Here is a 25,510-nt window from a genome sequence, read left to right as displayed (position 1 = left end):
CGCTTAGTCCTCATCCTCATCAAAGAACACGCGCCACAGCAGGTACAGCCACGTTGCGGCAAACGCTGCGAAGATGATCGCGCGGAACTTCTTGAAAAATTTAGAGAAGCAGGTGCCCAGCCACAGACCGAACGACAGCAGGCAGGTCTCGTAGATGAAGAACTCGATGAGCGAGAAGCCGCGGATCTTTTCGGTCGTGGTGTTCATGAAGCGTCCTGCCTGATCGCAAGCGTTTCCTGCGGTGTGCAGCATCTGCTCGGCACGGCTGCGCAGTGCATCGCGGTCAATACTATCCAGATAGTTTTTCATAGCTTGTTCTCTCCCTTTCGTTTTACCGTATTACGCGGACGCGCTGTCCGCCTGTGCTCCCTGGGTTTGGGGTCCCCGGCGATGCTGCACGGCGTTTTCCCCATCGAGGAAATACGGCCGAGACGCATGCCGATTTTTTCTGCCAGTGCGTCGGCGTCCGCGCTGCCCGTCCTGCGCAGAGCCGCCTGCAGGATCAGTCCCGCAGCCCGCGCATCCGATCCGGCCTCGTGGTGGTTCAGGTCGATGTGCAGCGCGGCGGATACCGTATCCAGTTTATGATTTTCCAACTCAGGCCATACCCGCTTGGACACCTTTACCGTGCATAAGTACCGGCATTCGGGCATTTTCAGTCCGTAATGCGCCAGACAGCTGCAAAGCACATTCGTATCGAACATAGCGTTGTGACACACGATGACGCTGCCCTCCGCGATGTCGGCGAGCGGCTCCCACACCTCGGCGAACGACGGTGCGTCCGCGACCATCTTCTCCTTGATGTGGTTGACGCGAACATTGCCCCAGTGGAACTTGCCCACGCATTCCGGCGGACGGATGAGCGAGATTTTCTCATCCACCAGCTGATTATCCTCAAACACGCTTGCGCCGAGTGCGCACGCGCTCAGCGGCGAGGCGTTTCCGGTCTCGAAATCCAGTGCAAGATATCTCATTGCAGCGCCTCCCGTCCGGCCGCGTCTGCGCGTTCCTTCGCCGCGAGCAGCAGTCTGTACAGCGGCGCAAGCTGCCGCATGGTCTTCAGCATGAACGGAACAAACGTGCCGTCCAGCACCGGAGCAAAGTCCTCACCGTTCGTGTAATCCACGCCGATCTCCTTGCGGTTCAGCCAGTCCTGATATTCCGGCTTTGCGTCCGGGAATTTCGGGCGCTTGTACATCTCGCCCGCAAGGTGCACCTGCGGACAGCTGTTCACTGCACGAAAGGCGTCAAGGAACAGCCTGTCTTCTGCGAGGATCATTTCGCGCAGCGCTTCCATTTCGCCTCTGCCCCACGCGCCCCAGCAGCCGAAGGCCCAGTATTCGGGATGCAGTTCAAAATAGTATGCGGGAACGGATTCGCGTTCCCGTCGTGCTCTGCGGAAGAACAGCCACATGTTCGCCCGGTAGAGCGTTTTATCCTTGGTATATCGGGTATCACGCCGCACGCGGGATACCATGCGGGACGGCACGGTGACGAACTGCGGGTCAATCTTGACCATCTCCGGCGTCATTTCCGCGATCAGTTCGTGAAAGGGCCGGATGGATAACCGCTTGATCTCGTCCTTGTGTGCATCGTAAAATTCTTTGCTGTTTTGCAGGCGATTCAGTTGCAGAAGATCCACGCCTTCTGCGGAAAAACCGTGAAATGCCATTTGTGTTGTTAGCCACCTTTTTGTTTTTGACGATTGTAAATCGTCGTTCAGGCATAGAAATACCTAAGTATATTTTACCGCGTTTTTTCATTTTCTGCAACAGGAGTTTGACAGTTTTCCGTTCATAACACGTTAATCTCCCTGTGTATTTGTGCAATTTGTTGACCGCCGCTTGACAGAAAGGGTTGTTCCCTGCCGAAAATTCTGGTATACTGAAGATAAGTATATTGATAGAAAAAGGTGGAACGATCATGCTTACTGCTGCCAAAAAGGAATTTATCGAATTTATGATGAGTGCCGACGTACTGCGCTTCGGCGATTTTACAACCAAATCCGGCCGAAAGACCCCGTATTTCGTCAACACCGGCAACTACAAGACCGGTCTGCAGAACTCCCGTCTGGGTGAGTTTTACGCAGCTCTGGTCAAGGAAACCGTCGGTGATCAGTTCGACGCAATGTTCGGTCCGGCGTACAAGGGCATCCCGCTTGCTACCTCGGTTTCCGGTGCGCTGGCCCGCAATTACGGCATCGACAAGCCGTTCTTCTTCAACCGCAAGGAGGCCAAGGACCATGGCGAAGGCGGCAATATCGTCGGCTACAAGCCGCAGGACGGTGACCGCGTGATCATCATCGAGGATGTAATCACCGCAGGCACCGCTATCCGCGAGACCATGCCGGTGCTGCAGGCCTGCGCAGATGTGAAGGTTACCGATATGTTCATTTCGGTAAACCGCTGTGAGGTCGGCCAGAACCCGGGCAAGACCGCTGTTATGGAGGTCGGCGAGGAGTTCGGCATCAAGGTGCACGCACTTGTCACCGTGCAGGATATCCGCGAGTATCTTGCGGATAAGGAGGAGTATGCGCATCTGCTGCCGCTGATGGATGCTTATATGAAGCAGTATTGTGTATTTTAACTATCGCGGCATAATCGCATAAGAAAGCAAAAAGAACGCTCGAGAGCGTTCTTTTTGTTTGCCTTTTTCCCACTGCTGTGATATATTAGAACCACAATGGAATACGCCCGTCTGCATAACATTTCTATCCGTGAAGCGCATGAAAGCCTGCATAACGATTAAGCACCGCCCATTTCGGGCGGTGCTTTCATTTTATCTCACTTTTCCGCCTGCAAAGTCTGCAAAAACTTACGCATCCTGCGGCAAGCCTCGCGCAGATGGTTCATCGAGTACGAATACGAAATACGCACATGACCCTCACCGCTCTCACCAAAGGCGCTGCCCGGAATGACCGCGACCTCCTGCTCGTGCAGCAGTCTCTCGCAGAATTCGTCACTCGACAGGCCGGTAGACTCGATCGACGGGAACATATAGAACGCGCCCTGCGGCTCAAAGCACTCGAGGCCCATGCTTCGCAGCTCGCCGAGCAGGTAGCGGCGGCGCAGGTCATACTGCTCGCGCATGCGCTCGATATCGTCCTCGCCGGTGCGGATAGCCTCAATGCCCGCGAACTGCGCGGTCGTCGGCGCGGACATAATACCGAACTGATGAATCTTGCAGATGTGGCGCATCAGCTCCTTCGGACCCATTGCCCAGCCGAGACGCCAACCGGTCATCGCATAGGACTTGGAGAAACCGTCCACAACAATGGTGCGCTCCTTCATGCCGTCCAGCTCCGCAAAGCAGACGTGGCGATCCGGGCCGTAGGTCAGGCTGTTGTAAATCTCATCCGACAGCACGATGATGTTCGTGTCCTTGATAACCGTCGCAATCGCCTGCAGCTCATCGCGCGTCATGATCGCGCCGGTCGGGTTGTTCGGGTACGGCAGGATGAGCAGCTTGGTGCGCGGCGTAATAGCGGCGCGCAGACTGTCCGCCGTCAGCTTGAACTGGTCCTCCGCGCGGGTCGGCAGCGGCACCGGAACACCGCCCGCCATCTGCGTCAGCGGCTTGTAGCATACAAAACTCGGCTCCGGAATGAGCACCTCGTCACCCACGTTGACAATCGCACGGATGGTGTTGTCGATCGCCTCGGAGCCGCCGACCGTCACAAGGATCTCCTTGTCCGCATCGTAGCACAGGCGGTACTTGCGGCGCACGAGCGCGGCAATCTGATTGCGCAGCTCGGCAAGACCCCAGTTGGAGGTATAGAAGGTCTGTCCTTTTTCCAGAGACTGAATGCCGGCGCGGCGAATCTGCCACGGCGTTTCAAAATCCGGCTCGCCCACACCGAGCGAGATCGCGTGCGGCATTTTAGCCGCCAGTTCAAAAAAGCGGCGAATGCCGGAAGGCTGTACCTCTTTTACACGCGCAGAGAGAATCTGCTCGTAGTTCACCATGCCATGACCTCTCTCTTATCGCTGTCTGCCGGGTCAAATTCCACACTGTTGTCCTTGTATTTTTTGAGGATGAAATGCGTACCGGTGGACAGCACGTTCTCCATCGGCGCCAGCTGCTCGGAGACAAAGCGGGCAACCTCGCGCATGGTGCGTCCCTTGATGATAACGGTCAGATCGAAGCCGCCGCTCATCAGATACACGCTCTCCACCTGATGGTGCGAATAGATCTGACGGGCGATCTCATCAAAGCCCATACCCTTCTGCGGGGTGATCTTGACCTCGATGAGTGCGGTTACGCTCTCCTTGGATGTTTTATCCCAATCGACCACGGTCTTGTAGCCGAGGATCGTCGAATTCTTCTCATACGCGTTGATCGCAGCAGCCACGTCCTCCTCGGTCTCACCGAGCATCGCGGCCAGCTGTGCCGGAGTCAGACGCGCGTCCTGCGCCAGCAGATCAAGCAGCTTTTCAGGGTTTTTCATAATAAATGACCTCCCTTTTTCGTTTTTCAAGAATTACTTTATTATAGCACTGCGGTGCAGTTCTGTCTACGCTTGGAGCAGAAATTTTGCGATTGCGGAATGAAGAATTAAAAGAAGTCCGAAAAATTTTCGGACTTCTTTCATTACGCAAAAATCAACGAACCACAGCGCCCTGATCTGCAGAGGTGACCAAACGCGAATAGCGGTACAGCCAGCCGGACTTGACATTCGGCTCACGCGGAACGTACTTGGCACGGCGTGCCTCCAGCTCCTCGTCGGAAACATTGACATTTACCTTGCTGTTCGGAATATCGATGGAGATGATATCGCCTTCCTGCACCAGACCGATCTCGCCGCCGGAAGCAGCCTCCGGCGAAACGTGGCCGATGGATGCGCCACGGGACGCACCGGAGAAACGGCCGTCGGTGATGAGCGCAACCGTGGTATCCAGCTTCATGCCGGCCAGCGCAGAGGTCGGGTTGAGCATCTCGCGCATGCCCGGACCGCCCTTCGGGCCTTCGTAGCGGATGACAACAACATCACCCGGCACGATCTTGCCATTGTAAATGGCGGAAATTGCGTCCTCCTCGCAGTCGAACACGCGTGCCGGACCTTCGTGCACCATCATTTCCGGTGCAACTGCCGAACGCTTGACAACGCAGCCGTTCTTTGCGATGTTGCCCCACAGAACAGCGATGCCGCCGGTCTGCGAATACGGATTCTCGAGCGGACGAACGACCTCGGGGTTCTTGTTGACAACGCCCTCAAGGTTCTCGCCGACCGTCTTGCCGGTGCAGGTGATGAGCGACAGGTCGAGGAAATCGCGCTTGGTCAGCTCCTTCATGATGGCCGGAACGCCGCCTGCCATGTAAAGCTGCTCAATGTGATGCGGGCCTGCCGGAGCCAGATGGCAGATATTCGGCACCTTGCCGGACAGTTCGTTCAGGGTCTCAAGCTCGAGCGGAACGCCTGCTTCGTTTGCGATAGCCAGCAGGTGCAGAACCGAGTTGGTCGAGCAGCCGATCGCCATCTCGCAGGTCAGCGCGTTGCGGAATGCTGCCGGCGTGAGGATGTCGCGCGGCTTGATGTCCTTCTCGATCAGCTCCATGATCTTCATGCCGGCGTGCTTTGCCAGATGAATACGGGCAGCCGATACCGCCGGGGTCGTGCCGTTGCCCGGCAGCGCCATGCCGATGGCTTCAGACAGGCAGTTCATCGAGTTTGCGGTGTACATGCCTGCGCACGATCCGCAGCCCGGGCAGGAATTGCACTCGGCTTCGTAGAAGGTCTCCTCGTCCATCATGCCGGCCTTGTAGGCGCCAACCGCCTCGAAGGTCTTGGACAGGGATACCTCCTCACCGCCGAAATGGCCTGCAAGCATCGGGCCGCCGGAAACCAGGATGGACGGAATGTTCAGACGAGCGGCAGCCATCAGCATGCCGGGCACGATCTTGTCGCAGTTCGGGATGAGCACCAGACCGTCCAGCTGGTGCGCCTGTGCCAGCGTCTCTACGCTGTCCGCGATCAGCTCACGGCTTGCCAGCGAATACTTCATGCCGATGTGACCCATGGCAATGCCGTCGCATACGCCGATAGCCGGAACGAGCACCGGCGTACCGCCTGCCATGCGAACGCCTGCCTTAACCGCATCCGCGATCTTATCGAGGTTGATGTGGCCCGGAATGATCTCGGAATACGCCGAAACCACGCCGATGATCGGCTGCCTGATCTCCTCATCGGTCATACCGCAGGCGCGCAGCAGCGAACGGTTCGGCATGCGCTCGGGTCCTGCAGTGATGTTATCACTTCTTCTCACGGGGATTTTCCTCCTTTGAAAGCAGTCCAACAGACTGCCTGATAGAAAAAACGGGCGGACGGGAAAATCCGTCCGCCCGTTCGGGGTAGCTTTTTATACGCGCCTGCGGCGCGCATTCAATCGGATTGCATCGCAATCCGTAAAAACCGGGAGCATGTATCTCGGTTTTTACACAAGGGAGTAAATCAGTGTGCCGCGCAGCGACGCGCTGATTTGCTCACAGGATATGTCCGAGCGCAGCTCGGCATATCCCCTCGTTTGAAATCGTGATTTCAAACGAAGAAGATTACTTCTTCAGCCAGCTCATCATGCCGCGCAGCTTCTTGCCGGTCTTCTCGAGCTCGGTGTCTGCTTCCAGAGCACGGGTAGCGAGGAACTTGGCACGGCCGCCTGCACGGTTCTCCTGAATCCACTCGGTAGCGAAGGTACCGTCCTGGATCTCGCGCAGGATCTTCTTCATCTCCTTGCGGGTCTCCTCGGTGATGATGCGCTTGCCGGTGCGGTAATCGCCGTACTCAGCGGTGTCGGAGATGGAGTAACGCATCTTAGCGAAGCCGCCCTCGTTGATCAGGTCAACGATCAGCTTCATCTCGTGAACGCACTCGAAGTAAGCGTTCTCCGGAGCGTAACCAGCCTCAACCAGAGTCTCAAAGCCAGCCTTCATCAGCTCGCAAACGCCGCCGCAGAGGACAGCCTGCTCACCGAACAGGTCGGTCTCGGTCTCGGTCTTGAAGGTGGACTCGATGATGCCGGCACGGCCGCCGCCGATACCGCAAGCGTATGCCAGAGCGATGTCCATAGCCTTGCCGGAAGCGTCCTGATATACGCAAGCCAGATCCGGTACACCCTGACCCTCTTCGTATGTACGGCGAACGATGTGACCCGGGCCCTTCGGAGCAATCATGATAACGTCAACGTCAGCCGGCGGAACGATCTGCTTGAAGTGGATGTTGAAGCCGTGAGCGAAAGCCAGTACGTTGCCCGGCTTCAGGTTCGGCTCGATAACGTCCTTGTAGATGTCAGCCTGCTTCTCGTCCGGGGTCAGCATCATGATGATGTCGCCTGCTGCTGCAGCCTCAGCCGGAGTCATAACCTCCAGGCCGTAGTCCTTAGCCTTCTTCTCGTGCTTGGAGCCCGGGCGCAGACCTACTACAACGTGTACACCGGAGTCCTTCAGGTTCATTGCGTGAGCATGACCCTGGGAACCAAAGCCGATGATTGCAACGGTCTTGCCGTCGAGCAGAGACAGGTTGCAGTCTGCGTCATAAAACATCTTTACCATTTTTATTTCCTCCTAAAAATTTATAAAGAGTCAATTATATGAATCAGCAGTCAGTAATCAGTGATTGCAAGGTGCTTCCTCCCCGGTTATGAAACATTTCTCCGGCGCGGCAGCGCTTTTCATTCCCAATTTCTAACTCCTAATTAACCAAAATTATTTTTCAATTGCCGTAACACCCGAACGGCTCATCTCGAGGATCTTAAAGTTCGAGATGACGTCGAGGAAGGCATCGATGCGGCTCGGCACTTCGGACAGCTCGATGATGATCTCGCTCTCCTGCGTTTCTACGACCCGTGCGCCGTACAGGTCGCACAACTGCCGGATATCATTTCGAACGCTCACGTCCGGCGTATGCAGCTTGACAAACACCAGCTCACTGCAGCACGAGCTGTCCTCCTCGAGGTGGACAACGTGCATGACCTCTTCCAGCTTTGCCAGCTGCTTCATAATCTGCTCAAGCACCATATGGTCGCCTTGCACGATGATAGACATGCAGGAAACCTTCGGATCAGTCGTGGCCGAAACGGTCAGTGAGTCGATGTTGTAGCCGCGGCGGCCAAACAGGCTGGATACGCGGGCCAGAACACCGGCGTTGTTCTGTACGGTGACAGAAAGGATATACTTTTCCATAATTTCTCCTTCCTTATTCCGTTACAAGATCGTCAACCGTGCCGCCTGCCGGGATCATCGGCAGGACGCGCTCGTCCTTGTCGATCTGTGCGTCGATCAGCACAGGACCGGTACGCTTCATCGCTTCCCGCAGCGCGTCGCGCAGCTCGGCGATATTGGAAACACGGAAGCCGCGTGCGCCGAAGGCGTCGGCCAGCTTGACGTAATCTGTCTTGCGGTGCGGGTCGGTCTGCGAGTAGCGGCTGCCATAGAACATGGTCTGCCACTGACGCACGTTGCCGAGCACGCGGTTATTCATAATGATCGTGATCACCGGCAGGTTATAGGAAACCGCGGTGCAGATCTCGTTAAGGTTCATGTGGAACGAGCCGTCGCCCGTGATGTGGACAACCGTTCTGTCCGGGAAGGCCACCTGCGCACCGAGAGCCGCGCCGTAGCCGAAGCCCATCGTACCCAGACCGCCGGACGTCAGGAACTGGCGAACGTGCTTGCGGCCGTTGTACTGTGCACTCCAAAGCTGGTGCTGACCAACGTCGGTTGCGATAATGGTGTCCTCCGGGGTCTCCTCCGCAACCGTGCGGAGCAGCTGGTGCGGATGGATAACGCTCTCATCGTCCTTCGGCACATAGTCGAGCTTTGTCTGCCATTCGGTAATCTGCGCGCGCCATGCGTCGTGCTTTGCCTCCTTGATATACGGCATAACCTTTTCGAGGAAGGTCTCCGCATCGGAAACAATGGCATAGTCAACGCCGATGTTCTTATTGATCTCTGCGTTGTCAATGTCAACGTGGATAACCTTCGCCGACGGTGCAAAACGCTTGGTGTTGGTCGCAACGCGGTCGGAGAAGCGGGCGCCGATGCAGACCAGCAGGTCACAGCGCTCAACCGCCCATGCGGCAGAAACCGTACCGTGCATGCCGATCATGCCGAGGCTGAGCGGCTCGGTATCCGGGATGCAGCCGATGGCCATCATGGTGTGCGCCGACGGAATATCCGCCTTGCGCTGCAGCTGCAGCAGCATGTCGCCTGCGTCAGAGGTTTCAACACCGCCGCCGTAATAGATCATCGGACGCTCGGAGGCGGCAATCATATCCGCTACGGTCTGCAGCTCCTCGTCCGAAATCTCGTAGGTCTCGTTGATCTCGACCTTGCCCTTCGGGATAAACTCGCACTGTGCCGAGGTAATATCCTTCGGGATGTCGATCAGCACCGGACCCGGACGTCCGGAAGCAGCAATGCGGAACGCATCGCGCACGGTGTCAGCGAGTTCGTCAACATCACGGACAACGAAATTGTGCTTGGTGATTGGCATGGTGATACCGGCAATGTAAACCTCCTGAAAGGAGTCGCGGCCGATGAGGCTGGTGCCGACGTTGCCGGTAATGGCAACCATCGGGATGGAATCCATATACGCGGTAGCAATACCGGTTACGAGGTTGGTCGCACCCGGTCCGCTCGTTGCCAGGCAGACACCTACCTTGCCGGTCACACGGGCGTAGCCGTCCGCTGCGTGTGCCGCGCCCTGTTCGTGCGCGGTCAGGATATGTCGAATGCGGTCGCTGTTTTTGTAAAGTGCGTCATAGATGTTCAAAACCGCACCGCCGGGATAACCGAAAATGGTATCAACTCCCTGCTCTACAAGTGCGTCGATCAGAATCTCTGCGCCGTTCTTTACCATTGCGAATCCGCCTCCTTTCTCTCATTTCAACATAACATACATACTTATGCAGCAGCCGGATAACGATTGCCGCAAGATACCGTATAAATAAAAAAGCCCTTGTCTCACAAAGAGACAAAGACCAAAAACTCTGCGGTACCACTCTTTTTGCCACACTGCCCTATTCGGCGGCATGACCACTCACCCGATCGTTTAACGCAGATCATGCGGGATAACTTACACTGAACCCTGTTTCATTTCATTTCAGCAATCCGGCTCCCGGAGGACTTTCGCACTTTCCGTTTCCCACTGTCTTACACCAGCCGACAGCTCTCTATCATGGGTTCGGGACGCTACTTTTCCGTTCGCAGCCTGTATCTTTTTGAATGTAGTTTATATTATAAAGGCGTTTTCTCAGAATGTCAACGTCTTTCCGACTGCAAATATGCGAAAACTGTCGTGCATATTTCTTTGTTTTTTCGCCATACTACACAATGCCAAACATATACAGTTTTTACTCCGGTAAACTGTGCGATTTTCATAAGCAAAGGAGGTGCGGGCGTATGGCAGTGCCGCTGCTGCGCACGCTGATTTTATACTGCGCGGTCATCTGCGCCGTGCGGCTGATGGGCAAACGGCAGATCGGCGAACTGGACCCGTCCGAGCTGGTCGTTACCATTCTGGTATCCGATCTGGCGGCTGTGCCCATGCAGGATTTAGGGATTCCTCTGCTCTCCGGTCTGGTGCCGATCGCTACGCTCGTGGTGCTCGAGATTTTCCTCAGCTTCGCCGCACTCAAAAGCCGCAGATTCCGGCGGCTGCTGAACGGTCAGCCGGCCATCATCATCCGCAAGGGACAGCTCGATATTGACAAGCTGCGGCAAATGCGGCTGACGACCGACGAGGTGATAGAGACACTCCGCAAACAGAACGTTGCAGCCGTGTCCGATGTGAAATACGGCGTCATCGAGCCGGACGGCACGCTGACGGTTATCCTCAAGCAGCCGCAGCAGCCGGTCACGGCGGAAATGCTCGGCATTACGCCCAAGGATACCGGTCTGCCGCTTGTAGTCGTGTCGGACGGCAAGGTGGTTCCGCGCTCGCTCGAGCTGCTGCACCTCTCCCCTGCAGATATCGAGCGGCGGCTGAAAAACCAGAGTATCGCGGTCGAGGACGTGTTCCTGATGACGCTTGACGACTGCGGCAACACGTTCCTGCAGAAAAAGGAGGGCCGCGCATGAAGCGATTGCTGACGGCTGCCGTGCTGTGTGCCGTGCTCATTCTCGGCAGTGTGTGGAGCGTAAAAGCCGTGGATAACACGGCACAGGCGGTCGCCCTCGACGTAGAGAACGACCGCCTGAACGAAGCGCGGGAGACATGGGACGCAGCACAGACCCTGCTCGGCGCTCTGCTGCTGCACAGCGAGATTGATCAGGCTGACCGGCTGTTTGACCGCGTGCTTGCCGCGCAGCAAAACGGCTTGACGGACGAATTGGCGCTCGACCGTGCTGAGCTGCTCGCTCAACTGAGACATTTGCCGGAGGTGCAGCGTCCGACGCTTAAAAATCTGTTTTAGCGGTATTCACGCACCTGCACTGACAGACCGTCCGGATCGTAAACGTAGAAATAGCGCGCGTCCGGCTCCGGCTGACGGATATCGGACGGATTCATGCCATGCAGGACGGCACGCTCATGTGCGCTGGCGATATCCTCCGTACCGAAGCAGAGGAACATACCGGACGCCTTGACGGTCTCGCCCTCCGGCATGCCGATCAGCTCCAGCTGGGTTTCGCCGGAGGCGTTCTGCAGGTAGGCAATGCTGCCGCCGTTCGCGGAGAACTGCGTGTGGATCTTGAGTTCGGTGAGCGTCTGGTAAAAATGCAGCGATTTTTCGAAATCGCGCACGCGGAGCGCTAAATGGTGGATGTGCATAGCAGGCACCTCGTTTCGTTGTTTTGTTTTATTGTATAAAACTCTGCGACAGGCTGTCAATAGGAAAGTTTCTGCTGAAATGGTGATTTGTGGCTTACGAAGCAAGCGGAGTCCTGCCTGCCCGTCAGAGCGAACCCGCCTACGGCAGTTCGTGTTCCCCAGTCATCCGATGCAGGAAAAAGGAGCCGTCCGGACGGCTCCCATATCCCCGGACAAGCAGTAAAATTCCCTCTTGACATTCCGCAATCACCGACTACAATATTACTTAGGAAACGAAGTAATTAAACGAGGTGATTTCATGGATACCGGGCGGCTTATCAACAAGCTATCCAACTGCCTGCGCCGCCGATCAGCGGAAACGCAAAAGCGCATTCATATCAGCGGCACCAAAGGTCAGATTCTCAACTATATTTTGATAGAAAGTCAAAAACACCCGCTCGTACAGCGCGACGTCGAGCAGGAATTTGGCCTACGGCCTTCCACCGCAACCGAAATGCTGCAGGCCCTGCAGGCCGCCGATCTCATCCGCCGCGAACCCGATCCTGCGGACGCACGGCGCAAGTGCATTGTCTGCACCGCAAAAGCCGAAGCCTTCCGTCCCGCCTGCCTGCAGGAGATTACGGAGACCGAAGCCATGCTGCTCCGCGGCATCTCGCCCGAGGAGCGGGACACATTCATGCGGATCGGGCTGAAAATGCTTTCAAATTTTGAAAAAACCGATTAACCCTTACCGCAGGGCGGGCTGCCCTGCCGCTTCGATGGAAACAATCGTTAAATTTCCAAAGCAAGGAACGTGAACAATTTGGATAATGATACTCTTCTCGGCAAAGCGCCGATACCTCGTGCAGTAGCCGCAATGGCGATTCCAAGCGTCATCAGCAGCCTTGTCACCGTGGTGTACAACATGGCGGACACCTTTTTCGTCGGACAGACCGGCGATGCCCTGCAGGTAGCCGCCGTCAGCCTGACCAACCCGATCTTCATCTTGCTGATGGCGTTCGCCAACATGTTCGGCATGGGCGGCAGTGCGATCATCTCGGTCGCGCTCGGCGAGAACAATCACCAAAGCGTGAAGAAAACCTCCTCGTTCATCTCATGGGCGAGCTTGGTCATCGGCGCAGCGTTTGCCGCCGTACTGCTGTGCTTCACCGCGCCCATCCTGCACCTGTTCGGCGCGGATGCAAGCACATTTGAGTTTGCCCGCGGCTACACGGTTTACATCGCGTTCGGCGCACCGTTCGTCATCTGGTCGGCGGCAGCCAGCTTCGTTGTGCGTGCGGAAGGCGCGAGCAAGGAGGCCATGATCGGCAGCATGATCGGCACAATTGCGAACATCGTACTCGACCCGGTTTTCGTCTCCGGTCTGGAACAGGGCGCGGCAGGCGCAGCCATTGCAACCACCATCGGCAATATGCTTGCGGCGCTGTACTACCTGTGGTATTTTCTCAAAAAGTCGCGGCGGTTTTCGCTTGCGCCGAAGGACGCGCTCTGCGGCACGCACATTGCCGTGCGCGTGTGCTCTGCCGGCTTCCCGACCGCCATTTTCTCCGCGCTGATGTGTGTTTCAACCATTGTACTCAACCTGATTCTGGTCGCCTACGGCAACGCGCCGGTTGCGGCGATCGGCATCGTGTTCAAAGCGAATATGTTCATCACCTTCCTGCAAATGGGCCTTGCAAACGGTGTACAGCCGATTTTCGGTTACAGCTACGGTGCGGGTGATATCAAGCGTTTTGCCGATACCGAGCGTTTTACCAAGCTGTGCTGCTTTGTTGTCGGATTGGCGGCAACCGCGCTCTATTTCTTCCTGCGCAAGCCGATCATCGGCCTGTTCGTGGACGACAGCGGCGTTATTACATACGGCGTGCAGATGCTGATTTCCTACATGCTGTCCGGCCCGTTCATCGGCTTTCTGTTCGTCAATATGAACTGCATGCAGTCGGTCGGACGCGCCCTTCCTGCTACCGTGCTGTCCGTGCTGCGGCAGGGTCTGCTGCTCATTCCCCTGCTGTATCTGCTGAATGTCATTGCAGGTCTGAATGGCGTTATTTACGGACAATCCATCACGGATTATATCACCATCATCCTGTCGTGCGTGGTTTGGCGAAGGATTCGGTGTGGATTGGAACAGCGTACCTAATAGAAAACCATACAACAAAAGAGGTCTGCAATGCAGACCTCTTTTCAGTTTGTCAAAAAAGTATTATTTTAATTTTTACGCTTCGTACGGCAGCACGCATAAAATAGAATTTGCGAAGCAAATTCATAAAAAGTCGGGGCGTGTACCTGACTTTTTATACAAGGGAAGAAAAAATGTGCCCGTCAGGGCGCGGTTTTTCTTCAGTATTCACTCGAAAGCGTGGTTTCGAGCGAGAGGCTGCTCGGAAAACGATAGTTTTTCGACAGCCTCAAAAAGAGGTCTGCCCCGCAGACCTCTTTTCCTATTTACTTCGCCAGCATAAAATGTGCCAGCACGGCGATACCGAGGATAATCCGATACCAGCCGAACACCTTGAAATCGTGCTTCTTGACGAAGCCCATCAGGAAACGGATGATGAGCAGTGAGGACACGAACGCGGTGATTGTACCGATGCCGAGGATCATCAGCTCGGTGGATGTAAATGCAAAGCCGAACTTGAGAATCTTGAGCAGGCTTGCGCCGAACATGACCGGAATAGCCAGGAAGAACGTAAACTCCGCAGCCACGGTACGCGACACGCCGAGCAGCAGTGCGCCGACGATGGTCGCACCGGAGCGCGAGGTGCCCGGGAACACAGCTGCGATCAGCTGAAACATGCCAATCATAAACACGGTCGGGTAAGTAAGCTCAGTGAGTGCGTTGATGCGCGCCGGCTTGCCCTTGTGCGCGTTCTCCACCAGAATGAACGCTACGCCGAACACAATCAGCGCGATGGAAACCGTTTGGTAATTATAGAACAGTTCTTCAAACAGGTCATTCCACTTGAGGCCGACGATTGCCGCCGGAACACAAGCTACCAGAATTTTGATCCACAGCTTGACGGTGTCCATATTCAGCACGATGGATGCGCCGCCGTGACGGCCCTTTCGCCGTTCAAACGGGAAAATCTGCCCCCAGAACAGGACAACGACCGCGAGTATCGCACCGAGCTGAATAACCACCTCGAACATGCTGTAAAATGCTTCCGACACGTCCAGCTTTACAAACTCATTGAGCAGAATCATGTGTCCGGTACTGCTGATCGGCAGCCACTCGGTGATGCCCTCTACAATGCCAAACAGAAATGCTTTGAGCAATTCTATCACAGGGTTTTCCTCCTTAAAATTTTTGTTCAGTTTTTCTTATGTTATTTTATACCTTACCACAACTTATGCCATCCCGCAAGCAAACAGGCGGAAATGTCATAAAAAAGTTATACTTTGCAGCGGGCTGACTTGCCATTCCGAGTGTACCGTGGTATATTATAAATGTATAGTTATGATTGACAGAAAGGTGTTTTCATGGAATATATCACCCACTCACCCGAGGAGACCGAAGCACTCGGCGCAGAATACGCAAAAAGCCTCAAAGCAGGCGATGTTGTTGCGTTCTCCGGCGACCTCGGTGCCGGCAAGACCGCATTCACGCGCGGCGTGCTGCACGGACTCGGCTACGAGGGCCGCGTCACCAGCCCGACCTTTGCCATTGCAAACGAATACGAAACGCCGACGGTCAAGGTCGCGCACTTCGACCTGTACCGCATTCTCGACAGCGAAGCGCTGTTCGAGATCGGCTTTGACGAATATCTCGACGGCAGCCGCATTGTGCTCATCGAATGGAGCGAAAACGCCGCAGACGTTCTGCCGGAAGCCTACAAAACCGTCCATATTGCCTACGGCGATGCGGACAACGACCGCCGCATTACGATTGGAGAAGTGACTGTATGAAAATTCTTGCACTGGAATCCTCGGCGGTCAGCGCGTCTGTCGCACTCACCGAGGACGAAAAACTGGTGGCGCAGTCCTTTCAGAACTGCGGCCTGACGCACTCGCGCACGCTGCTGCCGATGGTGGAAAACCTGCTGGCAAACTGCGGCGTATCGCTCGCTGACGTGGACGCGATCGCTGTCGCGCACGGCCCCGGCTCGTTTACCGGTGTGCGCATCGGTGTGGCCACGGTCAAGGGTCTGGCGCTCGGTGCGGACAAGCCGTGCCTCGGTGTCTCCACGCTCGAGGCGATGGCATGGGGCGCCCGCGCACTCGGCGGCGACCTGTGCTGCGTGATGGATGCGCGTGCGGGTCAGGTTTACAATGCGCTTTTCACCGTAGAGGACGGCAGGGTACGCCGTCTGTGCGATGACCGTGCGATCAAGCTGACCGAGCTTGCCGAAGAAATCGGAGAAGCGCCGTATTTTCTGGTTGGAGATGGCGCGGATCTGTGTTATAATACTATCAAAGAGAACTGCACCGGTCTGCGGCTCGCACCCGCCGAGCTGCGGTTTGCGACCGGATTTGGTGTTGCCGCCGCCGCACTCCCCCTGTTCCGCGAGGGCAAAGCCTGCTCCCCCCAGGAGTTGGACGCCTTCTATCTGCGTCGTCCACAGGCAGAGCGCGAGCGCATGGCGCGTCTGGCACAGACCAAATAGCAGACATCACCGCACAATGAAAGCTGCGGCTTCTTGCGCAGGCTCCGGTCGCGCTGCCGCGGCGCTTTGCGGAAATTTTGTATCCTGACTTCGTTCCGATTTCACGGTAATACACAAAGTATTACTGCAAAACCGCGCCTTGTCAGTGCGCAAAACCCACTCGCAAATCGCTCTTGTTCAATTATGCGATATTACCTGAAGCAAAAAAGTTTTAGGATAAAGGAGATTTTTATTATGGCAACCGTACATGAAATGGACCACCCGCTGATCAAGCACAAGCTGGCGCTGATGCGCGACAAGACCACCGGCGTTAAGGAATTCCGCGAGGCTGCTGCTGAGATTGCAATGCTGATGTGCTACGAGGCTACCCGCGATCTGCCGCTCAAGGAGATCACCATCGAGACTCCGGTCTCTGATGCGCGCGTACAGGTTATTTCCGGCAAGAAGATTGCGCTCGTGCCGATCCTGCGTGCAGGTCTGGGCATGGTTGAGGGCATTCTGGAGATGATTCCGGCAGCTAAGGTCGGCCACATTGGTCTGTACCGCAACCCGGAAACCCTGCAGCCGATCGAGTATTACTGCAAGCTGCCGAATGACATCGAGGATCGCGACGTACTGCTGCTCGACCCGATGCTGGCTACCGGCGGTTCCGCTATCGCTGCCATCGACGGCCTCAAGCGCCGCGGCGTAAAGCACATCAAGCTGATGAACCTCATCGCTGCTCCGGAAGGCGTTGCCGCTGTTCAGAAGGCACATCCGGACGTTGAGATCTTCGTTGCCGGTATCGACGAGAAGCTGAACGACCACGGCTATATCGTTCCGGGTCTGGGTGACGCCGGCGACCGTATCTTCGGCACCAAGTAAGCAATATACCGCTGAATTTTCGGTATCTGCAGTACAATTTCACACCGACCGTTCCTGCAGAGGAGGGTGAACCGTATGACATTTGATGGCATCAAACGCTTTTCTCCATACTGGAATTTTGTCCTTTGCTATGGTCTTGTGACGGCGGTCGGGCTGATCCCCAGTCTGCTGTACGGCAACGAAATGGGGTACTGGCTGCTCGGCTTCTGGCTGATCCTGCCGTTTTCGGCGTTGCTGTGCACGTTTCGGGCGGCATACCGCGCTCTGCCGTGGTACGGTCTGATGCCCGTGTTCGTCGGCCTGTGGGCGATTGTTCTGCCGTTTGCCACGTTCCGCTCGACCGAGATGCAAAGCCTGTTTTACGGGCTTGTTCCCTCGCTGGTCGGCTTAACGTTGGGCGTACTGGTGCGCAAATTTGTATTCTGGTACCAAAACAGATAGAGACACTTTTAAGGACACTTTTGCGGTGCGGCTTATAGCAATCCGAATAGATAATGCGACAAAAGTAGCGCATACAGCGCGTGAATAGCAAGGAGATTTTACGCAGCTATGCTGACGCATAGCAAGTGAAAGCGACGCTGCTATGCGCGTGCTGTATGCGCGCACTTGTTGCAGTATTTGTTTGGATTGCTATAAAAGCCGCACCGTTTTGTTGGGAGAAAATTGAACCTATGCAATTTTACGAACTAAACTCCAGCCGCATGGACTACCGCGAGCTGAGCGCGGACGACCTCGACCTGCTGACGCCGCTCCTGCGCAGTGAGGAAACCATGCAGACGCTCGGCGGCGCACTCTCCTACGAGCAGACACTGGACTGGCTAGTGGATACGCTGCGCCGCTATCAGACCGAAGGCTGCGGCTGGCAGCTCGCACTTGATAAGCCGACCGGCGTTCCCGCGGCTCTGTGCGGCCTGACTTACGAGCAGGTCGGCGCAGAACGCGTGCTGACCGCGAACTGCATCGTCCGGCATGAGCTGCGCGGCATCGGCGTCGGCCGCGAGTGCATCGCTGCGTGCCTGCTGTACGCGTTCGAATCCATGCACGCCGACGAGGTCAGCGCCTTCGTGCAGAAGGATGATCTCGTAGGACTGCATACTGCCGTTGCCTGCCGTATGCAGCCGACCGAAAAGGTCAGCCATACCGCCTTCGGCAAGACCGCACCGTGTGTAAGATGCGTTGTCCGGAATCCGCACCTCGCAGAGAAGGCAGAAGCGGAAAATGAACCGTCGGAAGATGAAAAAAGCACCGAAACGTAAGTTTCGGTGCTTTTTTGTTGTCATTTTCGTGTCAATCGCGTTGTTTATAAATCAATGCAGACGGTTTATACGGTAAAATCCGTCAATAAGTGAAATTCGCAGGTGCCGTCCGTAGCAACGTGCAAACGCCTTATTCCGAAGCGGTCACCGGTCTCCGGTCTGTGCCAGATCAGGAATAACGGAAACGAGATTCACAAGGGTGGAAACCTTGGTGTCCATCCTTGTGCGCCCGCGCGGCGTCAGCGCAGATTCCGCTCGCTTCGCAAGCGACCAGCCTCACCGATACTGCTCCGCCCAGACAGCCTCATTCGCCTCCAGCGACTTCGGTACATCCAACACCCGCTGGTTCGCGCTGCCGCGAAACCGCAGCTCGATGTTCTTCTCCGCCATGAGAAACGGCCCGTCTACCAGTAAATCCAGCTGCCCGAGCAGCTTTTTCACAAACGGATCGCTCAACTCCAACAGCTGCTCAAACGTGTACCCCGAATACGCCATCAGGTGCTTGCCCTTGCGCTTCAGCTCCACCGCAAGATAATACAGCGGCTCCGCCTTACAAAACGGCTCGCCACCCGAGAACGTCACACCCTTGATGAACGGATTGCGGCACATATCCTTCAGCAGCGTGTCCAGCTCAATATCCTGCCCGCCCTCAAAGTCGTGCGTCTGCGGATTGTGGCAGCCCGGACAGCCATGCGGACAGCCCTGCACAAACAGCGTATAGCGGAAGCCGGGGCCGTCCACAATGGACTCCCCGACTGTACCTGCAATGCGAATTTTACCTTCCATCAGGCGGTGTGCTCCTGACGCATGGAGCAGCAGCTCGGAACACTGTGCTTTACGCGGTCGTGCTCCTCCGCGCGCTTGCCGTTGTTGAAGCGGTCGAGCGTACCTACCAGATAACCCGTAATGCGGCGGATACGTTCAAATCCTACACCTTCACCAATCATCGGCTCCTGTGCAGCGATATTCTTAGTTTCCATGATAGAATTCTCCCTTTCCTGTCACTTTTTGACGATTTTCAATGTATTCGGCTGACGGTCGGCTTCTTCGGCAGGGTCGCCGTGATAGCCGATCGTGGTGCTGTTGTAATTTTTATATAGTCCCAGCTTCTGCAGCTTGGACAGCGGAACGCCTTCGCCCTCTCGGCGGCCGCAGCGCGGACATACTTCGCCAATAATGCCGGTATAGCCGCAGACCGGATCGCGGTCGATCGGGTGGTTGATCGCACCGTAGCCGATGCCGGCTTCCTTCATCGCCCGAACGACAGCCTCAAACGCTTCGAGGTTCTGCGTCGGGTCGCCGTCCAGCTCAATGTAGCTGATATGACCGCCGTTGGTCAGCTCGTGATACGGCGCCTCGCGGGCGATCTTCTCAAACGCCGAAATCGGATAGTAAACCGGCACATGGAAGGAGTTGGTGTAGTAATCACGGTCGGTAACGCCCGGAATCTTGCCGTATTTCTCACGGTCGATCTTGACAAATCGGCCGGACAGACCCTCTGCCGGGGTAGCGATCAGCGAGAAGTTGAGGTGGTATTTCTCGGTTGCCTCGTCCATGCGCTGACGCATGTGACCAACGATTTCCAGACCAAGGTTCTGCGCCTCGTCGCTCTCGCCGTGGTGTACGCCGATGAGCGCCTTGAGGCACTCCGCCAGACCGATGAAACCGAGCGTCAGTGTGCCGTGCTTAAGCACCTCGCCAACCTCGTCATCCGGACCCAGCTTTTCGGAATCCATCCATACGCCCTCGCCCATCAGGAACGGGTAGTTGCGCACGCGCTTGCCGCACTGGATGCGGAAACGGTCGAGCAGCTGGTCGATTACGAGGTCGATCTTGCGGTCGAGGTCCTCAAAGAACCAGTCCAGATCGCCGTGGCTGCGGATTGCAATGCGCGGCAGGTTGACCGACGTGAACGACAGGTTGCCGCGGCCGTAGGTGATCTCACGGGTCGGATCGCACACATTGGACATAACACGCGTGCGGCAACCCATGTAGCCGACCTCGGTCTCCGGATGACCCGGCTTGTAATACTGCAGGTTAAACGGCGCATCGAGGAACGAGAAATTCGGGAACATACGCTTCGCGGAAACGCGGCATGCCAGCTTGAACAGGTCGTAGTTCGGGTCGCCCTCGTTGTAGTTGACGCCTTCCTTGACCTTGAAAATGTGGATCGGGAAAATCGGGGTCTCACCGTTGCCCAGACCGGCCTCGGTCGCAAGCAGCAGCTGCTCCATGACCAGACGGCCCTCCGGAGAGGTATCCGTGCCGTAGTTGAGCGACGAGAACGGAATCTGTGCACCTGCACGCGAGTGCATAGTGTTCAGATTGTGAACCAGCGCTTCCATCGCCTGATAGGTGCCCTTGCGGGTCTCCTTATCCGCGTACTTGCGAGCAAACTTCATGCACTTTGCAACCGTCTTTTCGTCAAGCGTCTCGGAAAGTGCCTTAGCCATCGCCTCGTCATAGCCGTTGCCGCCTGCCAGACAAGCCCACTTGCCGGTCTCCTGCTCGACACGCTCGGTCAGCGCACGCGCATCTACCTCGTTGTTGTCGTCCTCGCCGAACACCTCGAGGGCCTTGGCGAGATTGTCGCGGAACAGCTTGCGGAAGGTCTTGCGCACACCCGGCGCCATCGAGTAATCGAAGTTCGGCACGCTCTGACCGCCATGCTGGTCATTCTGATTAGACTGGATAGCAATGCATGCCAGCGCAGAGTACGAACGGATGTCGTTCGGCTCGCGCAGGAAGCCGTGGCCGGTGGAAAAACCGTCGCGGAACAGCTTCAGCAGGTCAATCTGACAGCAGGTGGTGGTCAGCGTCAGAAAATCCAGATCGTGGATGTGGATATCACCCTCGCGGTGTGCCTTGGCGTGTGCCGGATCGAGGATGAACATCTCGTAGAACTGCTTGGCACCCTCGGAGCCGTACTTGAGCATGGTTCCCATCGCGGTATCACCGTCGATATTGGCGTTCTCGCGCTTGACGTCGTTCTCGAGCGAGGACTTGAACGTCAGATCCTCGTACACCTTCATCAGACGGGTGTTCATCTCACGCACGCGGGTGCGCTCGTTGCGGTACAGGATGTACTTCTTGGCCGTGCGGGCATGTCCGCTTTCGATCAGAACCTTCTCAACAGTGTCCTGCACCTGTTCAACGGTGGGAGTTTCGGTTCCAGCAGTCTCCTCCAGCGTTTTTTCGACCTGCTCTGCCAGCTCCTGCGCCATATCGTGGTCCTGGCCGCCGGAGGCCTGTGCTGCGCCGAAAATTGCATTTGTGATCTTGTCGATCTCAAAGGGAGCCATGCGCCCGTCCCGCTTGACGATCTGCTGAATCATAAAGAAAAATCCCTCTCTCATACAAAAACCGCCTAACGGCGATTTCTTGATTATTTACTAAATTATGTAGTGGTGCATTCAATATCGCACAACATCTTGTGTCTGCTTATCTCTTGCTTATATATTCTACCGCCGAAACACCGCCCTGTCAAGGCGCTAAATTCTTTTTGGCACATTTGCAAGAAAAGCACTATTTTTATTGGAGCATTCTCTAAACTTTTCCTCTTGACTCGAAAAATTTATCAAAAAAGCGCGACAAATTCCACAAAGTTTCTCCTTTATTTTCTCTGTGGTAATTTCTCCCGCAAAAAAGCGGATACACTATATATGGTATCCGTTCTATTCCCCATCGCAAGACGAAAAAAGAACCCCGGAACAGGATTCCGAGGTTCTTTGGTTTCGATCAGAAAATGATCTTATGCCTTGCCGTTGCAGCCCAGAACATTGATCAGCTTGTGGGTAACCATGTCCTTGACAGCCTGACGAGCCGGCTTCAGGTACTGGCGCGGGTCGAAGTGATCCGGATGCTCAGCGAAGTGCTCGCGGATAGAAGCGGTGATAGCCAGACGAATATCGGAGTCGATATTGATCTTGCAGACGGACAGCTGTGCAGCGTGACGCAGCTCTTCCTCCGGAATGCCGATTGCATCCGGCATCTTGCCGCCGAACTTGTTGATCTTGTCAACAAACTCACGCGGTACAGAAGAGGAACCGTGCAGTACGATCGGGAAGCCCGGCAGACGCTTGGAAACTTCCTCGAGTACGTCGAAACGCAGCGGAGGCGGAACCAGAATGCCCTGCTCGTTGCGGGTGCACTGATCCGGGGTGAACTTGTAAGCGCCGTGAGAGGTGCCGATTGCGATAGCCAGAGAGTCACAGCCGGTGCGGGTTACGAACTCCTCAACCTCTTCCGGATGGGTGTAGGAGGAATCCTCAGCGGAAACCTTAACGTCATCCTCTACGCCAGCCAGGGTGCCGAGCTCAGCCTCGACAACAACGCCGTGAGCGTGAGCGTACTCTACGACCTTCTTGGTCTCCTCGACGTTCTCGTCGAACGGACGGGAGGAGCAGTCGATCATAACGGAGGTGAATCCGCCGTCGATGCAGGCCTTGCAGGTCTCGAAGTCCGGGCCGTGGTCCAGATGCAGAGCGATCGGAATGTCCGGGCACTCCTTAACAGCAGCCTCTACCATCTTAACGAGGTAGGTGTGGTTTGCGTAAGCGCGTGCGCCCTTGGATACCTGCAGGACTACCGGAGCGTGCTGCTCCTGGCAAGCCTCGGTGATACCCTGAACGATCTCCATGTTGTTCACGTTGAAAGCGCCAACAGCGTAGCCGCCGTCGTAAGCCTTCTTGAACATCTCAGTAGTAGTAACTAAAGGCATGGGAATACTTCCTTTCTGATAAAAACTGAATCTTAAAAATTCTGCTTTTATTCTATCAGTTAAGCATGCTAAAATCAAGTCCATATCCAAAAAATCCTGTCATTTTTTCGCCGAATTCCTGCGGCAACTTTGCCAAAATTGCCAAACCTGCCGAAAACGCAGGATTTTCATTGATTTTTTTCATATTATATGATACTCTTTATGAGTAAGAAAATGCATGGCACAGCTCTGCGTTTTAATTTGCTTAGGAGGTTTTATCAATGAGTGAACTGAAAGGCGCTTGCGTCATCGGTCAGTCGGGCGGCCCGACTTCCGTAATCAACTCTTCTGTTCTGGGTGCGCTGGAGGCAGCACTGGACAATCCGTCCATCACCCGCGTATTCGGCATGGCACACGGCATCAAGGGCCTGCTGAACGACGACCTGTATGATATCGACAAGGAAGACCGCGACGAGCTGGCTCTTCTGCGCTACACCCCGTCCTCTGCACTGGGCTCCTGCCGCTACAAGCTGGCTGATCCGGATGTTGATGACACCGATTACAAGCGCATCCTCGAGATCTTCAAGAAGTACGACATCCGTTACTTCTTCTACAACGGCGGCAACGACTCCATGGATACCTGCAACAAGGTTTCCAAGTATATGATGAAGTCCGGCTACGAGTGCCGCGTAATGGGCATTCCGAAGACCATCGACAATGACCTGTTCGGCACCGACCACTGCCCGGGCTTTGCTTCCGCTGCTAAGTATATCGCTACTTCCTGCATGGAGATCTATCAGGACGCTCGCGTATACGACACCGGCATGGTCTGCATCGTAGAGATCATGGGCCGTCACGCTGGCTGGCTGGCCGGTGCTGCCGGTCTGGCTACCGCTATGGGCGCTGGCCCGGATCTGGTTTACCTGCCGGAGACCGACTTCGACATGAAGAAGTTCCTGGCTGACGTAAAGCGCATCTATGACGAGAAGGGCAACTGCCTGGTAGCTGTTTCCGAGGGTATCCACTACGCTGACGGCTCCTTCGTATCCGAGGCTAAGACCTCTGCTACCGACGGCTTCGGCCATGCACAGCTCGGCGGTCTGGCTTCCATGCTGGCTGACACCGTTAAGAACGAGCTGGACTGCAAGGTTCGCGGCATCGAGCTGAGCCTGCTGCAGCGCTGCGCTGCTCACTGCGCTTCCAAGACCGACGTTGACGAGTCCTATATGTCCGGCAAGGCTGCTGTTGAGAACGCAGTTGCAGGCAAGACCGACTACATGCCGGGCTTCAAGTGCACCCGTGACGAGAACGGCTACAAGTGCGAGATCGAGCTGCTGCCGCTCTCCGAGGTTGCCAACACCGAGAAGAAGGTTCCGCGCGAGTGGATCAACGAGGAAGGCAACGGCGTAACGCAGGAGTTCGTTGACTACGCTCTGCCGCTCATCAACGGCGAGAACGTTGGCCCGAAGGTATCCGGTCTGCCGCGCTTCGCTAACCTGAAGAAGATCAAGGCTGAGGCTTGATTTTCCGCGCAAACTGAATATTCTGCGCCTTGCGGCGTGTGAACGCAAAAACGGGTAGAGCCGCAAGGCTCTGCCCGTTTGCTTTTTAAGAGGAATTTCCTGTATGAATCTTTTTCGATCCAAGAAAAATCTGCTGCTGCTTGCGGCTTCCGTCATCGTCTGGCTGGGCACCTGCCTGCTCGCCACGCACTGGAACACCGTGTATGACGGTGCCGTCGGCGGCTTCCCCGCCTATCTGTGGGTATTTGCGCCGGTTGCGCTCATCTTCAACATTTTTATGAACAGCAGACCCAGTAATCCCGACGGCAGGGACCACAGCCGCTGGGCACAGGCGCTGCTCGTCTTTCTGGTGGCGCTGATGCTGTTTATTGCCCTGCTGTCCGGCATGAACCCGCTGTATGAGATCAGCTTCTGGTGGATTGCGGCGCTGATCGTGCTGTCCTTCATCGGCCTGCTGATCGGCAAGTGCATGAACCACCCTCTGCAGGAGGCTTCGCTGCGGCAGTCCGCCTATACCATCTTCCTGCTGTACCTGTCCTACGCCATCGCGCAGCTCGGCATGATCGCCGTGCTGCATCCGGTGTCCGTTGACGAAATTATCCGCACCGGACAAGCGGCTGGCGGTGCAAGCGGTGAATATGTCGGCCGCCTGACCAGCGATACCGCAGAGCACCCCCTCGGCGTGTATTTCTTCACCAGCGTGGATAAATCGCAGTGGTACTACTACGATGTGCTGACCGGCGAAGCCGCTGCCGATTATCACAGTTCCTACGAACCCGCTTAACAAATCGAGGTGCTCT

The 25,510-nt window shown here is 55.9% G+C and carries 27 protein-coding genes, 1 pseudogene and 1 other annotated feature; of the genes and pseudogenes, 12 read left to right on the top strand and 16 right to left on the bottom strand.

The genetic code is table 11. From position 1 onward, the window contains the following. Positions 1 to 3: 3 nt before the first annotated feature. From DW724_RS02125 to DW724_RS02115, 3 genes are read right to left on the bottom strand one after another with little or no spacing between them, the layout of a single operon-like run. Entirely contained in the window at positions 4 to 309 is a 306-nt protein-coding gene (locus DW724_RS02125; RefSeq protein WP_116705103.1) for a hypothetical protein, read from the bottom strand. Beyond that, entirely contained in the window at positions 306 to 974 is a 669-nt protein-coding gene (locus DW724_RS02120; RefSeq protein ID WP_118361488.1) for a 3'-5' exonuclease, read from the bottom strand. The genes DW724_RS02125 and DW724_RS02120 overlap by 4 nt, the downstream gene beginning before the upstream one ends. Next, positions 971 to 1,672: a DUF2461 domain-containing protein gene (locus tag DW724_RS02115; RefSeq protein WP_118760487.1), complete on the bottom strand. Its 702-nt coding sequence runs from the start codon at positions 1,670 to 1,672 to the stop codon at positions 971 to 973. The genes DW724_RS02120 and DW724_RS02115 overlap by 4 nt, the downstream gene beginning before the upstream one ends. 251 nt (positions 1,673 to 1,923) lie before the next feature. Between DW724_RS02115 and pyrE the strand changes: the two genes are divergently transcribed. Further along, positions 1,924 to 2,586: an orotate phosphoribosyltransferase gene (pyrE, locus tag DW724_RS02110; protein ID WP_116705106.1), complete on the top strand. Its 663-nt coding sequence runs from the start codon at positions 1,924 to 1,926 to the stop codon at positions 2,584 to 2,586. 197 nt (positions 2,587 to 2,783) lie between these two features. Here the strand turns inward: pyrE and DW724_RS02105 are convergent, their stop codons facing one another. The 6 genes from DW724_RS02105 to ilvB form a co-directional block, all read right to left on the bottom strand. Then, positions 2,784 to 3,965 (bottom strand): pyridoxal phosphate-dependent aminotransferase, encoded by a 1,182-nt coding sequence (locus tag DW724_RS02105; RefSeq protein WP_116705107.1) that lies wholly within the window; start codon positions 3,963 to 3,965, stop codon positions 2,784 to 2,786. Then, positions 3,959 to 4,447, bottom strand: coding sequence for an Lrp/AsnC family transcriptional regulator (locus DW724_RS02100; RefSeq protein WP_118361494.1), 489 nt, complete (start codon positions 4,445 to 4,447; stop codon positions 3,959 to 3,961). The genes DW724_RS02105 and DW724_RS02100 overlap by 7 nt, the downstream gene beginning before the upstream one ends. 154 nt (positions 4,448 to 4,601) lie before the next feature. Continuing rightward, a complete protein-coding gene (gene ilvD, locus DW724_RS02095; protein WP_256372131.1) occupies positions 4,602 to 6,263 on the bottom strand; it encodes a dihydroxy-acid dehydratase in 1,662 nt (553 codons plus the stop codon). 286 nt (positions 6,264 to 6,549) lie between these two features. Continuing rightward, the gene (gene ilvC / locus DW724_RS02090; RefSeq protein ID WP_110437072.1) at positions 6,550 to 7,545 is read right to left on the bottom strand and encodes a ketol-acid reductoisomerase; all 996 of its coding nucleotides are present in this window, start codon (positions 7,543 to 7,545) and stop codon (positions 6,550 to 6,552) included. Positions 7,546 to 7,698: 153 nt separating this feature from the next. Further along, the gene (gene ilvN, locus DW724_RS02085; RefSeq protein ID WP_118760486.1) at positions 7,699 to 8,175 is read right to left on the bottom strand and encodes an acetolactate synthase small subunit; all 477 of its coding nucleotides are present in this window, start codon (positions 8,173 to 8,175) and stop codon (positions 7,699 to 7,701) included. 13 nt (positions 8,176 to 8,188) lie between these two features. Then, positions 8,189 to 9,853: a biosynthetic-type acetolactate synthase large subunit gene (gene ilvB / locus DW724_RS02080; protein ID WP_118760485.1), complete on the bottom strand. Its 1,665-nt coding sequence runs from the start codon at positions 9,851 to 9,853 to the stop codon at positions 8,189 to 8,191. 107 nt (positions 9,854 to 9,960) lie between these two features. Further along, positions 9,961 to 10,210: a binding site (T-box leader), on the bottom strand. Positions 10,211 to 10,395: 185 nt separating this feature from the next. Here ilvB and DW724_RS02075 point away from each other — a divergent pair. Continuing rightward, positions 10,396 to 11,073, top strand: coding sequence for a DUF421 domain-containing protein (locus DW724_RS02075; RefSeq protein ID WP_158574711.1), 678 nt, complete (start codon positions 10,396 to 10,398; stop codon positions 11,071 to 11,073). Beyond that, positions 11,070 to 11,408 carry a DUF4363 family protein gene (locus DW724_RS02070; RefSeq protein WP_118760483.1) on the top strand — a complete coding sequence of 113 codons (339 nt, stop codon included), beginning with the start codon at positions 11,070 to 11,072 and terminating at the stop codon, positions 11,406 to 11,408. The genes DW724_RS02075 and DW724_RS02070 overlap by 4 nt, the downstream gene beginning before the upstream one ends. On the opposite strand, the gene DW724_RS02065 is transcribed toward DW724_RS02070, so the two are convergent. Further along, entirely contained in the window at positions 11,405 to 11,764 is a 360-nt protein-coding gene (locus DW724_RS02065; RefSeq protein ID WP_110437077.1) for a VOC family protein, read from the bottom strand. The genes DW724_RS02070 and DW724_RS02065 overlap by 4 nt on opposite strands. A gap of 298 nt (positions 11,765 to 12,062) precedes the next feature. Here DW724_RS02065 and DW724_RS02060 point away from each other — a divergent pair, with 298 nt between their 5' ends. Further along, positions 12,063 to 12,488 (top strand): MarR family winged helix-turn-helix transcriptional regulator, encoded by a 426-nt coding sequence (locus DW724_RS02060; protein WP_118760482.1) that lies wholly within the window; start codon positions 12,063 to 12,065, stop codon positions 12,486 to 12,488. A gap of 78 nt (positions 12,489 to 12,566) precedes the next feature. Further along, the gene (locus DW724_RS02055; RefSeq protein ID WP_243105672.1) at positions 12,567 to 13,904 is read left to right on the top strand and encodes an MATE family efflux transporter; all 1,338 of its coding nucleotides are present in this window, start codon (positions 12,567 to 12,569) and stop codon (positions 13,902 to 13,904) included. Between the two features lie 305 nt (positions 13,905 to 14,209). Here the strand turns inward: DW724_RS02055 and DW724_RS02050 are convergent, their stop codons facing one another. Beyond that, on the bottom strand, positions 14,210 to 15,049 hold the full coding sequence (locus tag DW724_RS02050) for an undecaprenyl-diphosphate phosphatase (RefSeq protein ID WP_118760480.1): 840 nt from the start codon (positions 15,047 to 15,049) through the stop codon (positions 14,210 to 14,212). A 195-nt stretch (positions 15,050 to 15,244) separates the two neighbouring features. Between DW724_RS02050 and tsaE the strand changes: the two genes are divergently transcribed. From tsaE to DW724_RS02025, 5 genes are all read left to right on the top strand, one after another. Beyond that, a complete protein-coding gene (gene tsaE, locus DW724_RS02045; protein WP_110437081.1) occupies positions 15,245 to 15,670 on the top strand; it encodes a tRNA (adenosine(37)-N6)-threonylcarbamoyltransferase complex ATPase subunit type 1 TsaE in 426 nt (141 codons plus the stop codon). Continuing rightward, positions 15,667 to 16,368 (top strand): tRNA (adenosine(37)-N6)-threonylcarbamoyltransferase complex dimerization subunit type 1 TsaB, encoded by a 702-nt coding sequence (tsaB, locus tag DW724_RS02040; protein WP_117487885.1) that lies wholly within the window; start codon positions 15,667 to 15,669, stop codon positions 16,366 to 16,368. Before tsaE ends, tsaB begins: the two co-directional genes overlap by 4 nt. Positions 16,369 to 16,602: 234 nt before the next feature. Continuing rightward, on the top strand, positions 16,603 to 17,232 hold the full coding sequence (gene upp, locus DW724_RS02035; protein WP_118361519.1) for a uracil phosphoribosyltransferase: 630 nt from the start codon (positions 16,603 to 16,605) through the stop codon (positions 17,230 to 17,232). A 75-nt stretch (positions 17,233 to 17,307) separates the two neighbouring features. Next, the gene (locus DW724_RS02030) at positions 17,308 to 17,673 is read left to right on the top strand and encodes a hypothetical protein (protein ID WP_118760479.1); all 366 of its coding nucleotides are present in this window, start codon (positions 17,308 to 17,310) and stop codon (positions 17,671 to 17,673) included. Positions 17,674 to 17,903: 230 nt separating this feature from the next. Continuing rightward, the gene (locus DW724_RS02025) at positions 17,904 to 18,488 is read left to right on the top strand and encodes a GNAT family N-acetyltransferase (RefSeq protein WP_158580184.1); all 585 of its coding nucleotides are present in this window, start codon (positions 17,904 to 17,906) and stop codon (positions 18,486 to 18,488) included. A gap of 276 nt (positions 18,489 to 18,764) precedes the next feature. Here DW724_RS02025 and nrdG read toward each other — a convergent pair whose 3' ends face one another. The 5 genes and pseudogenes from nrdG to DW724_RS16210 form a co-directional block, all read right to left on the bottom strand. Continuing rightward, positions 18,765 to 19,274 carry an anaerobic ribonucleoside-triphosphate reductase activating protein gene (gene nrdG / locus DW724_RS02020; protein ID WP_118760477.1) on the bottom strand — a complete coding sequence of 170 codons (510 nt, stop codon included), beginning with the start codon at positions 19,272 to 19,274 and terminating at the stop codon, positions 18,765 to 18,767. After that, a pseudogene (gene nrdD, locus DW724_RS02015) lies at positions 19,274 to 19,414 on the bottom strand (anaerobic ribonucleoside-triphosphate reductase); the annotation flags it as partial. The gene nrdG and the pseudogene nrdD, both read right to left, overlap by 1 nt. 75 nt (positions 19,415 to 19,489) lie before the next feature. Next, the gene (locus tag DW724_RS02010) at positions 19,490 to 21,823 is read right to left on the bottom strand and encodes an anaerobic ribonucleoside triphosphate reductase (protein WP_117488118.1); all 2,334 of its coding nucleotides are present in this window, start codon (positions 21,821 to 21,823) and stop codon (positions 19,490 to 19,492) included. A 416-nt stretch (positions 21,824 to 22,239) separates the two neighbouring features. Next, positions 22,240 to 23,208 carry a class II fructose-1,6-bisphosphate aldolase gene (gene fba, locus DW724_RS02005; RefSeq protein WP_117487900.1) on the bottom strand — a complete coding sequence of 323 codons (969 nt, stop codon included), beginning with the start codon at positions 23,206 to 23,208 and terminating at the stop codon, positions 22,240 to 22,242. A gap of 55 nt (positions 23,209 to 23,263) precedes the next feature. Further along, a complete protein-coding gene (locus DW724_RS16210) occupies positions 23,264 to 23,392 on the bottom strand; it encodes a hypothetical protein (protein WP_256372130.1) in 129 nt (42 codons plus the stop codon). Between the two features lie 76 nt (positions 23,393 to 23,468). On the opposite strand from DW724_RS16210, the gene DW724_RS02000 reads away from it, so the two are divergent. Beyond that, on the top strand, positions 23,469 to 24,710 hold the full coding sequence (locus DW724_RS02000; RefSeq protein WP_118760476.1) for a 6-phosphofructokinase: 1,242 nt from the start codon (positions 23,469 to 23,471) through the stop codon (positions 24,708 to 24,710). Between the two features lie 103 nt (positions 24,711 to 24,813). Then, positions 24,814 to 25,494: a hypothetical protein gene (locus tag DW724_RS01995; RefSeq protein ID WP_118760475.1), complete on the top strand. Its 681-nt coding sequence runs from the start codon at positions 24,814 to 24,816 to the stop codon at positions 25,492 to 25,494. The last annotated feature ends 16 nt before the right edge of the window (positions 25,495 to 25,510 follow it).

It is taken from the genome of Butyricicoccus sp. AM27-36, from assembly GCF_003480945.1.
Classification (GTDB): domain Bacteria; phylum Bacillota; class Clostridia; order Oscillospirales; family Butyricicoccaceae; genus Agathobaculum; species Agathobaculum butyriciproducens.
The sequence above is the reverse complement of the archived record's forward strand: the minus strand, read 5'-3'. Positions and strand labels throughout refer to the sequence as shown.

Excerpts from the sequence above, each read along its gene's own strand:
- DW724_RS02125 (WP_116705103.1), bottom strand. The coding sequence starts at position 309 with ATGAAAAACTATCTGGATAGTATTGACCGCGATGCACTGCGCAGCCGT.
- DW724_RS02120 (WP_118361488.1), bottom strand. The coding sequence starts at position 974 with ATGAGATATCTTGCACTGGATTTCGAGACCGGAAACGCCTCGCCGCTG.
- DW724_RS02115 (WP_118760487.1), bottom strand. The coding sequence starts at position 1,672 with ATGGCATTTCACGGTTTTTCCGCAGAAGGCGTGGATCTTCTGCAACTG.
- pyrE (WP_116705106.1), top strand. The coding sequence starts at position 1,924 with ATGCTTACTGCTGCCAAAAAGGAATTTATCGAATTTATGATGAGTGCC.
- DW724_RS02105 (WP_116705107.1), bottom strand. The coding sequence starts at position 3,965 with ATGGTGAACTACGAGCAGATTCTCTCTGCGCGTGTAAAAGAGGTACAG.
- DW724_RS02100 (WP_118361494.1), bottom strand. The coding sequence starts at position 4,447 with ATGAAAAACCCTGAAAAGCTGCTTGATCTGCTGGCGCAGGACGCGCGT.
- ilvC (WP_110437072.1), bottom strand. The coding sequence starts at position 7,545 with ATGGTAAAGATGTTTTATGACGCAGACTGCAACCTGTCTCTGCTCGAC.
- ilvN (WP_118760486.1), bottom strand. The coding sequence starts at position 8,175 with ATGGAAAAGTATATCCTTTCTGTCACCGTACAGAACAACGCCGGTGTT.
- ilvB (WP_118760485.1), bottom strand. The coding sequence starts at position 9,853 with ATGGTAAAGAACGGCGCAGAGATTCTGATCGACGCACTTGTAGAGCAG.
- DW724_RS02075 (WP_158574711.1), top strand. The coding sequence starts at position 10,396 with ATGGCAGTGCCGCTGCTGCGCACGCTGATTTTATACTGCGCGGTCATC.
- DW724_RS02070 (WP_118760483.1), top strand. The coding sequence starts at position 11,070 with ATGAAGCGATTGCTGACGGCTGCCGTGCTGTGTGCCGTGCTCATTCTC.
- DW724_RS02065 (WP_110437077.1), bottom strand. The coding sequence starts at position 11,764 with ATGCACATCCACCATTTAGCGCTCCGCGTGCGCGATTTCGAAAAATCG.
- DW724_RS02060 (WP_118760482.1), top strand. The coding sequence starts at position 12,063 with ATGGATACCGGGCGGCTTATCAACAAGCTATCCAACTGCCTGCGCCGC.
- tsaE (WP_110437081.1), top strand. The coding sequence starts at position 15,245 with ATGGAATATATCACCCACTCACCCGAGGAGACCGAAGCACTCGGCGCA.
- tsaB (WP_117487885.1), top strand. The coding sequence starts at position 15,667 with ATGAAAATTCTTGCACTGGAATCCTCGGCGGTCAGCGCGTCTGTCGCA.
- upp (WP_118361519.1), top strand. The coding sequence starts at position 16,603 with ATGGCAACCGTACATGAAATGGACCACCCGCTGATCAAGCACAAGCTG.
- DW724_RS02030 (WP_118760479.1), top strand. The coding sequence starts at position 17,308 with ATGACATTTGATGGCATCAAACGCTTTTCTCCATACTGGAATTTTGTC.
- DW724_RS02025 (WP_158580184.1), top strand. The coding sequence starts at position 17,904 with ATGCAATTTTACGAACTAAACTCCAGCCGCATGGACTACCGCGAGCTG.
- nrdG (WP_118760477.1), bottom strand. The coding sequence starts at position 19,274 with ATGGAAGGTAAAATTCGCATTGCAGGTACAGTCGGGGAGTCCATTGTG.
- DW724_RS02010 (WP_117488118.1), bottom strand. The coding sequence starts at position 21,823 with ATGATTCAGCAGATCGTCAAGCGGGACGGGCGCATGGCTCCCTTTGAG.
- fba (WP_117487900.1), bottom strand. The coding sequence starts at position 23,208 with ATGCCTTTAGTTACTACTACTGAGATGTTCAAGAAGGCTTACGACGGC.
- DW724_RS16210 (WP_256372130.1), bottom strand. The coding sequence starts at position 23,392 with ATGAAAAAAATCAATGAAAATCCTGCGTTTTCGGCAGGTTTGGCAATT.
- DW724_RS02000 (WP_118760476.1), top strand. The coding sequence starts at position 23,469 with ATGAGTGAACTGAAAGGCGCTTGCGTCATCGGTCAGTCGGGCGGCCCG.
- DW724_RS01995 (WP_118760475.1), top strand. The coding sequence starts at position 24,814 with ATGAATCTTTTTCGATCCAAGAAAAATCTGCTGCTGCTTGCGGCTTCC.